The sequence below is a fragment of the Microbacterium sp. ZW CA_36 genome (assembly GCF_044987475.1).
Taxonomy (GTDB): domain Bacteria; phylum Actinomycetota; class Actinomycetes; order Actinomycetales; family Microbacteriaceae; genus Microbacterium.
Genome location: NZ_JBJDRL010000092.1, coordinates 1 through 11,606 on the forward strand (window position 1 = coordinate 1; position 11,606 = coordinate 11,606).

At 70.1% G+C, this 11,606-nt stretch carries 10 protein-coding genes; 8 read left to right on the forward strand and 2 right to left on the reverse strand.

Annotated features, from left to right (window positions below; genetic code table 11):
- From ACI3KX_RS20760 to ACI3KX_RS20775, 4 genes are all read left to right on the forward strand, one after another.
- Positions 1 to 953: hypothetical protein (locus tag ACI3KX_RS20760; protein ID WP_404910934.1), on the forward strand; the 953-nt coding region annotated here is incomplete at its 5' end.
- Between the two features lie 117 nt (positions 954 to 1,070).
- Entirely contained in the window at positions 1,071 to 2,870 is a 1,800-nt protein-coding gene (locus ACI3KX_RS20765) for a proline--tRNA ligase (protein WP_404910935.1), read from the forward strand.
- An 89-nt stretch (positions 2,871 to 2,959) separates the two neighbouring features.
- A complete protein-coding gene (locus tag ACI3KX_RS20770; protein WP_404910936.1) occupies positions 2,960 to 4,003 on the forward strand; it encodes a TIGR00730 family Rossman fold protein in 1,044 nt (347 codons plus the stop codon).
- Positions 4,004 to 4,140: 137 nt separating this feature from the next.
- Positions 4,141 to 6,225, forward strand: coding sequence for a PhoX family protein (locus ACI3KX_RS20775; RefSeq protein ID WP_404910937.1), 2,085 nt, complete (start codon positions 4,141 to 4,143; stop codon positions 6,223 to 6,225).
- 60 nt (positions 6,226 to 6,285) lie between these two features.
- On the opposite strand, the gene ACI3KX_RS20780 is transcribed toward ACI3KX_RS20775, so the two are convergent.
- Both ACI3KX_RS20780 and ACI3KX_RS20785 read right to left on the reverse strand, forming a co-directional pair.
- Complete coding sequence (locus ACI3KX_RS20780; RefSeq protein ID WP_404910938.1) at positions 6,286 to 6,807, reverse strand: pyridoxamine 5'-phosphate oxidase family protein; 522 nt, start codon at positions 6,805 to 6,807, stop codon at positions 6,286 to 6,288.
- Between the two features lie 105 nt (positions 6,808 to 6,912).
- Positions 6,913 to 7,731, reverse strand: a complete 819-nt coding sequence (locus tag ACI3KX_RS20785; protein ID WP_404910939.1) for a DUF1206 domain-containing protein — start codon at positions 7,729 to 7,731, stop codon at positions 6,913 to 6,915.
- Positions 7,732 to 7,869: 138 nt separating this feature from the next.
- Between ACI3KX_RS20785 and ACI3KX_RS20790 the strand changes: the two genes are divergently transcribed.
- The 4 genes from ACI3KX_RS20790 to ACI3KX_RS20805 all read left to right on the forward strand — a co-directional run.
- Complete coding sequence (locus ACI3KX_RS20790) at positions 7,870 to 9,837, forward strand: lipase family protein (protein ID WP_349426981.1); 1,968 nt, start codon at positions 7,870 to 7,872, stop codon at positions 9,835 to 9,837.
- A 171-nt stretch (positions 9,838 to 10,008) separates the two neighbouring features.
- Positions 10,009 to 10,998: a transcription termination factor NusA gene (nusA, locus tag ACI3KX_RS20795; RefSeq protein ID WP_349426982.1), complete on the forward strand. Its 990-nt coding sequence runs from the start codon at positions 10,009 to 10,011 to the stop codon at positions 10,996 to 10,998.
- A gap of 40 nt (positions 10,999 to 11,038) precedes the next feature.
- Complete coding sequence (locus tag ACI3KX_RS20800) at positions 11,039 to 11,293, forward strand: YlxR family protein (RefSeq protein WP_331911325.1); 255 nt, start codon at positions 11,039 to 11,041, stop codon at positions 11,291 to 11,293.
- 91 nt (positions 11,294 to 11,384) lie between these two features.
- The coding region (locus tag ACI3KX_RS20805) for a translation initiation factor IF-2 N-terminal domain-containing protein (protein WP_404910940.1) at positions 11,385 to 11,606 on the forward strand (222 nt) is incomplete at its 3' end.

Genomic DNA, 11,606 nt, shown 5'->3' on the forward strand with positions numbered 1-11,606 from the left:
AGACGACCCCCGCCCCCACGTCGACGCCGTCACCTCCCACTCCGGTCGCATCAGCAGCGGGCGTCACTCCCTTCGCCGGCGAATGCGCGAACGCGCTCGACGAAGCGAACGTGGAGGCGGTCGCGAAGATCGACATGATGCTGTCGGACTACCGCTGGAAGACGGGCGCGAACGAGGTGCTCGGGGGAATCGACTGCGTCTGGGTGTCGGACGGCGTCTACCTGGCGGCCACCGCACACCTGATGGCCTATCCCGAGGCCGTGGTCGACGACGCTCTGCAGGCGGGCACCGCGACCGGGTGCGCGCCCGTCACTGAGGACGGAACCCAGGTCGAATGCACGGAGGCGGGCGTCGTGGGCGGCACATGGATGGTTGTCCGGGCGGCAGGCGAGAAGGAGTCCGTGACGGCGACGGGTGTTGCCGGACTCTTCGCCGAGGCATCGCGCCGCCTGGCCGATCACCCGGCCCCGACTCCCGCCGCCCGTACCGCCGAGTGGTGGGCGCTGCCCGACTGCGCCGCGATCGTCGCATCCATCGACCCTGCCGTGTACGGCTTCGAGCGGGTGGCACTGCTTGCCCAGAGCAGTCGCGGCGAGGCGACCGAGCGACTGGAGGGGGTCGCGCTGTTCGCACGCGCCACGAGCTGGTGCGAACTGCACTTCACATCGGGGAGCGGAGATACGACCTCAGGCGAGGTGGTCCGCGTCGACGTCGTCCCCGGCGGCGCGATCGCGTTCCAGACGGCGCTCGACGCGGCGGACGCGCAGCCGGTGACGGTCGACGGGGCAGAGGCCGCCGTCATCGCGCCGGGGCTCGACCGCTACGAGGGGTCCGGCTCCGTGGTCGTCGCGACCGATGGTGTCAACGTCCTCATGGTGACGCCCGATTTCATCCGGAGCACCACCGACGCGCTCCCGCTCACCGCGGCGGTGCTCGCACTGATGCGTCCTTGACCCCGGCACCCGGGCAGGTCCACCTGACTCCGTGACGCGGCCAGGGCCACCCTCGCGGCAGCGCGCCGACGCTGTCGTGAGTGGGCGTGGGGACCGTGCGTCCTAGACTTGACCCTCGTGGTCACCCGTCTGTCGCACTTCTTCCTCCGCACGCTTCGTGAAGACCCCGCCGACGCGGAGGTGACGAGCCACCGGCTGCTCGTGCGCGCCGGCTATATCCGGCGTGCCGCGCCGGGCGTGTTCACCTGGCTGCCGCTCGGGCTCAAGGTCAAGGCGAAGATCGAGAAGATCATCCGCGACGAGATGACGAGCGCCGGCGCGTACGAGGTGCACTTCCCGGCCCTGCTGCCGCGCGACCCGTATGAGGCGTCCGGCCGCTGGACCTCATACGGCGACGGCATCTTCCGCCTGCAGGACCGCAAGGGCGCCGACTATCTGCTCGCACCGACCCACGAGGAGATGTTCACGCTCCTCGTCAAGGACCTGTATTCGTCGTACAAGGACCTGCCGCTGACGATCTATCAGATCCAGGACAAGTACCGCGATGAGGCCCGCCCACGTGCTGGGCTCCTGCGCGGGCGCGAGTTCACGATGAAGGACGCGTACTCGTTCGACTACACCGACGAGGGGCAGGACGCCTCGTACCAATCGCAGCGCGACGCGTACGAGCGGATCTTCCAGGCGCTCGGACTCGAGTACGTCATCGTCGCCGCCGACAACGGACTGATGGGTGGCGCCCGCTCCGAGGAGTTCCTGCACCCGACGGCCGTCGGCGAAGACACGTTCGTCCGGTCAGCGGGCGGCTACGCCGCGAACGTCGAGGCGTACACGACGACCGCGCCGGCGTCGATCCCCTTCGACGGCATCGGCGCACCGGTCATCTTCGACTCGCCGAACACCCCGACGATCCAGACGCTGGTCGACCACGCGAACGCGCACCTCGATGCTCCCGCGTCGGGGATCGCCGGCCCCGCAACGGACGGCGCCGCGGAGTGGACCGCGGCGCACACGCTCAAGAACGTCGTGCTCGCCCTGACCCATCTCGACGGCACCCGCGAGCTGGTCATCGTGGGCGTGCCCGGCGACCGCGACATCGACGACAAGCGCGTCGAGGTGGCCTTCGCCCCCGCGGCCGTGGAGCCCGCGACCGAGCAGGACTTCGAGAGGCACCCGCTGCTCGTCAAGGGCTACATCGGTCCGTGGTCCGAGACCGGGGCGGTGCTCGGCGAGGAGTCGGCGACCGGCATCCGCTACCTCCTCGATCCGCGTATCGCCGACGGCACGGCGTGGATCACCGGGGCCAACATCGACCAGAAGCACGTCCACACCCTCGTCGCCGGCCGGGACTTCGCCGGTGACGGCTTCGTCGAGGTCGCGAACGTCCGCGCCGGAGACCCGGCGCCCGACGGCTCCGGGCCCGTCGAGCTCGCTCGCGGCATGGAGATCGGGCACGTCTTCCAGCTCGGGCGCTTCTTCGCCGAGACGCTGGGTCTCAAGGTCCTCGACGAGAACGGCAAGCTCGTCACGGTGACGATGGGCTCGTACGGCATCGGCGTCACCCGCATCCTGGCGATCATCGCCGAGCTCAACAACGACGAAAAGGGCCTCATCTGGCCGCCGTCGGTGGCGCCGTTCGACGTCCACGTCGTGGCGGCCGGGCGTGAGGCCGTCATGTTCGACGTGGCCGAGAAGCTGTCGGCCGATCTGGAGGCATCCGGCCTCGATGTGCTCTACGACGACCGGCCCAAGGTGTCTCCGGGCGTGAAGTTCGGCGACGCCGAGCTCGTCGGCGTGCCGAGGATCGTCATCGTCGGCCGTGGCGCCGCCGATGGCCAGGTCGAGGTCTGGGACCGCCGCACCGGCGAACGCGAGGTCGTGTCCAGCGCGGACGCGGTGGCGCGCCTGACGGCACGTTGAGCCTCGTCCGACCTTCGGGTCGGAACGGTTGATCCGGGCGCTCCGCTTGCGTCCGCCCGCACACGGACGGGACATGGCAACGTGGAGGCATGAACCACAGCGCCGCGGTGCCCCCTGAAGTGACCGAGGACATGCGGGGGATGCTCGCAGATGCCGGGATCACCGACAACGCCGATCTCGTCGCCCGCATCCTCGCGACCGGGATCGGGCTGGGCCTGGACCGCGCCGACAGGCTCGACCTGAAGATCGCGAGCGCGGCGCTCACCGAGATGCGCGCGGCGTTCCAGCTGTTCGCGCCGTACGAGGACCTGCCGAAGGCGACGATCTTCGGCTCGGCTCGCACCCTCCCCGACGACGCGCTCTACCGTCAGGCCTCGGAGGTCGCCGCCGCGCTGGCCGCGAGCGGGTGGATGGTCGTGACGGGCGCAGGCCCGGGGATCATGCAGGCGGCGGCGGAGGGAGCGGGTGCCCACAACTCGCTCGGCGTCTCGATCCGGCTGCCGTTCGAGGAGAAGCCGAACGCGATCGTCGGCGAGAACGCGCGGAACGTCACCATGAAGTACTTCTTCACGCGCAAACTCATGCTCGTGAAGGAGTCGAAGGGCTTCGTGTGCGTGCCCGGCGGGTTCGGCACGCTGGATGAGATGTTCGAACTGCTGACCCTGCAGCAGACGGGAAAGGCCGACCCGACGCCGATCGTGCTCCTGGACGCCCCCGGTGGAAGGTTCTGGTCAGGACTGCGCAGTTTCGTCGACGACCACCTGCTGTCGTCGGGGGTCATCTCCGAGGGCGATTTCGATCGCGTCGTGGTGACCGACTCGGTCGAGTCCGCCGTGGCCGCATTGACCGGCTTCTACCGCAACTATGACTCGCTGCGGTGGGTCGGCAAGCGCCTGGTGCTGCGTCTGAAGAGCGAGCCGACGGATGCCGAGGTATCGGCGTTGAACGCCGAGTTCGGCGCCCTGCTCGCAGAGGGCCGCATCGAGCGCCGCGGCCCGCTCACGATCGAACGTGAGGACGACGACCGCGTGGAGCTGCCGCGCCTGGTGCTGCGGCTCAACCAGTTCCGCGTGGGTGAGCTGTACCGCCTGATCGCGGCGGTCAACGCGCTGCACTCTGCACCGCCGGCCTGATCCACGGCGGCTGAGGCCGCGGCATCCGTCCCGGGAATGAGGTCGTTCTCATGCGTCCGTCGTCGGCTGTTCACCTGCGGTTCCGGTGGGCGTCGCCGCACGGGGCGAGGCTGACGGCATCCCCGGCCGACGCCGCCATGCCTGCAGAGAGGACCCTCGTGAGCATCATCGAAGGATTCCGCCGTTCCCTTCCCCTCGCCGACCACGCGCGCGGCAAGCGCCTCGCGGCGACGTGCCAGTACAAGTGCGCGAACGCGTGCCTCGGGCCGGAGTGCAACTCCTCGCACAACGAGACCTTCCAGGAGGTGGCCTCGGCTGCGCTGTCGCGTCGTGCGCTCCTCGGGCTCGGCGCGGCCGGGGCGCTCGCGATCGCCGTCGGCGGTCTCCGCTCGCAGACGCCGCTGTCGGCGCCCGGCTCGGCGGGCGTCGGGGGAGCGGGCGCGGCATTCGCTCGCCCCGCCGGCGGCAGCCTGCCGTTCGACCCCATCTCCCCGGTGAACCGGCTCGTCGACGAGTTCACGGTTCCGTCGGGCTACACCTGGCGGCCCGTCATCCGGTGGGGCGACCCCCTGTTCTCGAACGCTCCGGCCTTCGACATCGACGGCCAGTCGCCCGCGGCTCAGGCTCTGCAGTTCGGCTACAACTGCGACTACCTCGACATCGTCGCCGACCCGAGCGGCAAGACCGGCGTCCTGGTGACCAACCACGAGTACGTCAACCCCGCGATCATGTTCCCGCCGTCGTCCGACCCGGCTGAGCTCCAGCGCCGCGGCGACGTGTTCAAGGCCGCGCAGGGCATGTCGGTCGTCGAGATCCGCCGCAAGCGCACGGGTGAGCCCTGGTCGTATGTCGTCGGTGGCCCCCGCAACCGCCGGATCACGGTCGAGACCGTCTTCGAGCTGACAGGCCCTGCGGCCGGGAGCGACCTGGTGAAGACCGCGGCCGACCCCGAGGGTCGGTGGGTGCACGGCACGCTGGGCAACTGCGCAGGCGGGACGACCCCGTGGGGCACGATCCTGTCGGGCGAGGAGAACTTCAACGGGTACTTCGCGTGGGCAGCGGACACCCCGGCTCAGAAGCGGTACCAGGCGTCCGCCTCCACCTCGACGTCGACGGGATGGGAGAAGTACGACCCTCGCTTCGACGCGCACAACCCCGACTTCGTCAACGAGCCCAACCGGTTCGGCTACATCGTCGAGATCGACCCGCAGGATCCGACGTCGACGCCTCGCAAGCACACCGCGATGGGCCGGTTCAAGCACGAGGGCGCGAACGTCATCGTCGCGGAGGACGGCCACGTGGTCGCCTACATGGGCGACGACGAGCGCAACGACTACCTCTACAAGTTCGTGTCGAAGAACAGGATCTCGGGTTCGCGCAGGAAGAACCTGCAGCTGTTGAGCGAGGGCGACCTGTATGTCGCGAAGTTCTCGGGCAACTCCCCGGCCGGCGAGATCCTCGGCACCGGAGCGCTTCCGAGCGATGGGCTGTTCGACGGCTCCGGCAGCTGGCTCCCGCTGACGCAGAACGGGCAGAGCGTCGTGCCCGGCTTCACGACCGAGCAGGTCCTGGTCCACACGCGTCTCGCGGCGGATGCGGTCGGCGCGACGAAGATGGACCGTCCGGAGGACGTCGAGCCCAGCCCGAAGACCGGCAAGGTGTACCTGGCGCTGACCAACAACTCGGCTCGCTCGGCGGCGACGCTCGACGAGACCAACCCGGTCACCGGCAACCGCTACGGGCATGTGGTGGAGCTGACCGAGACGGCGGGGCAGTCCGGCACCACGTTCGGCTGGAGCATCCTGCTCCTCTGCGGCGACCCGGCGACGTTCGCCAACTCGTACTTCGCAGGCTTCCCCAAGGAGCTCGTGTCGCCGATCTCGTGCCCCGACAACGTCGCCTTCGACTCGTCTGGCAACCTCTGGATCTCCACGGATGGCGCGCCCAGCACGATCGGCTACAACGACGGACTCTTCCTCGTGCCGCTCGAGGGCGCCGAGCGCGGCCACGTGCAGCAGTTCCTGTCGGTGCCGCGTGATGCCGAGACCTGCGGGCCGGTGATCCACGACAAGGAGGGCCTCGTCTTCGTCGCGGTGCAGCACCCCGGTGAGGACGGCACGTTCGCGGCGCCGACCTCGCTGTTCCCCGACTACGGCTCGACCCTGCCGGGCGCCGTGCCGACGGCGCCGCGCCCGTCGGTGGTCCAGGTCTACCGCGCCTGACCGGCCGCCGCCGAGAGCGCCGCGCCGCCTGACCTCAGGCGGCGCGGCGTCCGGCTCCGGTCAGCAGCTGACCTTGCCGTGCGACATCGTGTCGTCGGGCGTGTCCTTGGTCACCAGTGACTTGAGCACTCCCGCGGCGGTGACGAGCTTGCCGTGCCGCGGCTCCCAGAACTCGCACTCGACCGGCGTCACGCGCAGCAGCACGATGCCGGGGGTGTCCAGTCCGTCCTCGAACCAGATGTCGAGGTCGGGGGAGTAGAGCTCCTTCATCTTCGCGTCGTCGCGGACGACCTCGGCACGCCCTGCGACCGACACGTACCGGTGACCCTTCGGGTCGAGGTACGACAGTCCGACGTCGTGCTGCGGGTCGGCCTGGGCCTCGGCGACCTTGCTGGTCCCCGCGAGGGTGAAGAACCAGATGTCGCCGGCGTCGTCCATCTGCCGTGTGCTCATCGGCCGACTCACGAGATTGCCCGCGGCATCCCGGGTGGTGAGCATCGTGAAGTCGATGTCCTCGACCAGCTCCTTGACCCGGGCGATCGCCTCCGGGCCGGTGACGAGATCTTCTTCTGCGTGTGTCATGCCCTCAGACTCGACGATGTCGCGCATGTCCTCCAGGGCATTGACAGCACGGATGCCGCGCCTCAATGGATCCCCTGCCGCCCCGGGTCGCCGCAGTCCGCGTTGTCACATCCGCGCGACGCGGGCCCGCACGACGGTGAAGATCCCATAGGCGATGAAGCCCACGCCGACGATCCAGGCGAGCCATGGGCCGAGCGGCAGGGCGAGCAGCGCGTCGACCGCACCGTCCAGCCCACCGGCGGTCTCGGCGTCCGTCGCCACCGCGGCGATGACGAGCAGCACCCCGACGATCGTCAGGGCGACGCCCTTCGCGACGAAGCCGACGACCCCGAGCGTCGTGAGCGTGCGTCCGCGCTTGCCGTCCGGGATCCGCACGCGCGTGCGGAAGCTCCGCATGACGCCCATCACCACGAACGAGATCCCGCCGATTCCTATACCGAGGCCGATGAGTCCCAGCAGGATGGGTCCGCCAGGCACCTCCAGCAGTCCCCGGCTCGCGCCCTCTGCCGCCTCCTCGGCGTTGGGTCGCGCGCCCATCGCCACCGCTGCCGAGATGAGGCCGAGCGCGATGAAGACCGCCGCCTGCCCCCAATCGGCCATCCGTCGGCCCCACTTGCGCGCGGCGCCCTTGGCGTCGCCCGATCGGTCGCGCGCGAGGAGGCCTTCGGCCGCGTGCCACACGCCCAGCGCCCACAGTCCGACCGCGATGAGCCACAGGACGACGAAGCCGGCGGGGGCGCCTGCCACCGCCTTCATCGCGCCCGCCTGGTCGCCTTCGCCGCGCCCGCCCGCGGCGAGCACGATGACGATGACCCCGATGAGGATGTGGATCACGCCGTTGGCGACGTATCCGGCGCGGGCCACGGCCTCGAAGACGGCGCTGGACTCCGCCTCGCGGGCCAGCTGCTTCGCGTTGGCTTTCACGCCCTCACGCTAGACCCGTGATCGCGCGGAAGGCGGGGGTTGACGCGGGTCCGGCGGGATGCGTTGCCGACCACGACGGTTCGCCGCGCGCGGTGCGGCCTCAGGGTGCCATCGGCGGGCGCACCTATCATGGGGCGGATGATCCGCGAGGGCCGTCGACAGCTCCCGTCCGGATGGAGCGTCGTGCCGCGACTCGTGCGCGGAGCTCCTCCGGCGGTGCTCGTCGTGGTGGGCGCGCTGTCGCTGCTGGTCGGACTCCTCATCGTGACGCGGCCGCTCACCTCGCTGGTCCTCCTCACCGTCTACGTGGGACTGAGTGCCATCTTCTCCGGCGTGGCACGGATGCTCGCGGCGCCCGAGACGGCGCTGTGGTCCCGCGTCGGATTCGGCGTCGTGTGGATCGCGCTGGGCCTGGGGATCCTCCTCGGCCTCGGCCGTACCCTCGAGCTGCTCCCCGAGATCATCGCGGTGCTTCTCGTGCTCGGCGGTCTGGCGTCGATCTACGACGCGGTGCGGCGGGGGAGTGTCAGCCAGCGGGTGCTCGCCGGCGTCTGGGGCGGGGCGCAGATCGCGTTCGGCATCCTGTCGTATGCGTGGCCCGACGTGACGGTGCTCGTCGTCGCGCTGATCTTCGGCGTGCGGACGGTGATCTTCGGTGCGTCCATGCTCGTGCGTGCCGTGCGCGCGTTCGTCGAGGGCAGACGCTCGGTCCCCGCCACCGGTGAGCCCGCCGGGCCGGTCCCGGCGAAGACGCACGCGTCGGCGCGAGACGTGCCCGACCTCACGGATGCGGCTTCCGCCTCGGCAGAGTCGGCGCCTCCGGACGCGGCATCCGTCTCGGCCGCAGCTGCGGGTGCCCCGAGGCGGCGTCGCGCCCGCGCCGCGTGGCTGGCCGCCGGCCGGTACGCCCTCTCGGCACTGCTCGTAGCGCTCGCCGCCGGTGGCTGGTGGGCGAACGCGTGGTTCGAGGACGGCGCGCAGGTCGTGGACGCCTTCTACGACCCGCCGGCCGTCGTGCCGTACGAGCACGGGCAGCTGATCCGCACGGACGACTTCTCGGGGCAGAAGCCCTCCGGCGCCGAGGTCATGCGCATCCTCTACACGACCCGCGACGCGAACGGGCAGCCCGCGGTGGCGAGCGCTCTCGTGATCGTGCCGCAGCAGGCGCCGCCGGGTCCGCGACCGGTCGTCGTCTGGAACCACGGGACGACCGGCGTCGCCCGTGGCTGCGCGCCCAGCCTGCGCGACGCGTCCGCGACGAAGTGGGCGATACCGGGCCTCGACCAGGCGCTCGCACGCGGGTGGGTCGTCGTGGCGTCCGACTACTCCGGCCAGGGCGCGCCGGGCGTCTTCCCCTATCTCATCGGGCGCGGCGAGGCGCGCTCGTCACTCGACGCGGTGCTCGCCGCAGGCGAGCTGGACGGTCTCACGCTGTCGAGCCGGACCGTCGTCTGGGGACACTCGCAGGGCGGACACGCGGCGCTGTGGACGTCGCAGATCGCCGGCGACTACGCCCCCGACCTCGACATCCGGGGCACGGCGCTGCTCGCACCGGCCGCCGAGCCTGTCGAGCTGGCCGAGGAGCTGACGAGGGGCGATGCCAATGCGCTGCTGTCCATCCTCATCTCGTGGGTGCTCGTGCCGTATGCCGACACCTACGACGACGTGGAACTCACCGACTACATCGCCCCGGGCTCGGAGGCCATCGTCCGCGAGATGACGCAGCGGTGTCCCTCCGAACCCGGCGTCGTCGTGTCAGTGGCGACGGCGCTCGGCGTCTCCGAGGACCGCCCGCTGTTCGAGGGCGACCTCACCACCGGCGCCCTCGGCCGTCGTCTCGAGGACAACACGCCGACGGGGCCCTGGGAGCAGCCGATCCTCATCGCCTGGGGCGACGAGGACGAGGTCATTCCCCCCCACCTCCAGCACGAGTTCGTCGAGCGGCTGTGCGCGCAGGGCGATCAGGTCCGCAGCCTCGAATACCGTGGCTACGACCACCTGCGCACCCTGCTCCCGGGCTCGCATTTCGTGCCGGTGCTCATCGCCTGGACAGACGCGCGGTTCCGTCACGCCGACACGCACGTCGATGACTGCCCGACCGAGTAGGCGTCTCAGAACCGGCCCCCGGGGCGACGTTGGCCGCGCCCTCCTGCGAGCACCCCCAGCCACGTGCAGCCGTGCATCGGACTCCCAGAACCGTGCGCCGCGGCATCGGGTAACGTTGTAGGGTTCCGGCGCGCGTCGACGTGCCGGTGAGAGCTGAATACGGAGGCCACTGTGGACATCGATCTCGGACTGCTGCGGACTGTCGAGCGCGAGAAGGAGATCCCCTTCGACGAGCTCGTGCGCATCATCGAACAGGCGATCCTGACCGCCTACGCCAAGCACACGTCGCCCACCGGCGAACTGCCTGAGGGCGCGCGCTCGGAACTGGACCGCAAGACCGGTCACGTCGCCGTGTTCATCCCCGTCCTCGACGACGAAGGCGCCGTCATCGGCGAGGAGGAGTCGACTCCCGAGGACTTCGGCCGCATCGCCGCGTTCGCCGCGAAGCAGGTCATCAGCCAGCGTCTGCGCGACATCGCCGACGACGCCGTGCTGGGCGAGTTCCGGGGCAAGGAGGGCGACATCGTCGCCGGCATCGTGCAGCAGGGCCCGAACCCCCGCATGGTGCACGTGGATCTCGGCTCGGTCGAGGCCATCCTGCCGCCCGAGGAGCAGGTGCCCAGCGAGGACTACGCGCACGGTGCCCGCCTGCGCGTCTACGTCACGTCGGTCGCCAAGGGTACGAAGGGGCCGCAGATCACGGTCTCCCGCACCCACCCGGGCCTTGTCCGCAAGCTGTTCGCGCTCGAGGTGCCCGAGATCCCCGCCGGACTCGTGGAGATCGTCTCGCTGGCGCGCGAAGCCGGCCACCGCACGAAGATCGCCGTCAAGGCGAACGACCCGTCCATCAATGCCAAGGGCGCCTGCATCGGCGAGCTCGGCCGCCGTGTGCGCGCGGTGACCGAGGAGCTCGGCGGCGAGAAGATCGACATCGTCGACTACGACCCGGAGCTGGCGAAGTTCGTCGCGAACGCTCTGTCGCCCGCGAAGGTGACGTCGAGCTTCGTCCTGGATGCTTCGAACAAGGCCGTACGAGCCCTCGTGCCGGACTACCAGCTGTCGCTCGCGATCGGCAAGGAGGGGCAGAACGCCCGCCTGGCCGCCAAGCTCACCGGTGCCAAGATCGACATCCAGCCCGACAGCATCCTCGAGGAGGGCTGAGCGCCGCCTGCGGCGCGTGCTCCCAGACGCGAGGTGTACGATGGAACCTGTACGAACGTGCGTCGGATGCCGCACGCGTGCTCCCCGGTCCACTCTCCTCAGGGTGGTCTCCATCGATTCCGTCCTCGTCCTCGACGAGCGCGCATCGATGCCCGGACGAGGCGCGTGGGTGCACAAGACGCCGGAGTGCATGGATGCCGCCCTTCGGCGCCGTGCCTTCGTACGCGCATTGCGTGTGTCAGGCCCGCTTGACACGCAGACCATCGACCAGTACCTACAGCGAACAAAAGGCTGAACGGCTATGGAAACAAAGTGAACGGCTCGAAATGAGACCCGTCCGCGATTAACGGTCTGCCCTGCCTGGGTGGACCCAGACAGGAGAATTTGTGGCTGCCAAACCACGCGTGCACGAGATCGCTTCCGAGCTCGGCGTCGACAGCAAGGTCGCGCTCGAGAAGCTGAAGGCGCTCGGCGAATACGTCAAGAGCCCCTCGTCCACCATCGAACCCCCCGTGGCGCGCAAGCTGCGCGCCGCGCTCGAGGCCGACGGCGTCGGCAAGTCGACGGATGGCGCGCCTGCGGCTAAGCCTGCCGCCGCGTCGCCCGCC

Coding starts and splice junctions, on each gene's coding strand:
- ACI3KX_RS20770 (WP_404910936.1), top strand. CDS start 2,960: ATGAACCACAGCGCCGCGGTGCCCCCTGAAGTGACCGAGGACATGCGG.
- ACI3KX_RS20775 (WP_404910937.1), top strand. CDS start 4,141: ATGCCTGCAGAGAGGACCCTCGTGAGCATCATCGAAGGATTCCGCCGT.
- ACI3KX_RS20780 (WP_404910938.1), bottom strand. CDS start 6,807: ATGACACACGCAGAAGAAGATCTCGTCACCGGCCCGGAGGCGATCGCC.
- ACI3KX_RS20790 (WP_349426981.1), top strand. CDS start 7,870: ATGATCCGCGAGGGCCGTCGACAGCTCCCGTCCGGATGGAGCGTCGTG.
- ACI3KX_RS20800 (WP_331911325.1), top strand. CDS start 11,039: ATGGAACCTGTACGAACGTGCGTCGGATGCCGCACGCGTGCTCCCCGG.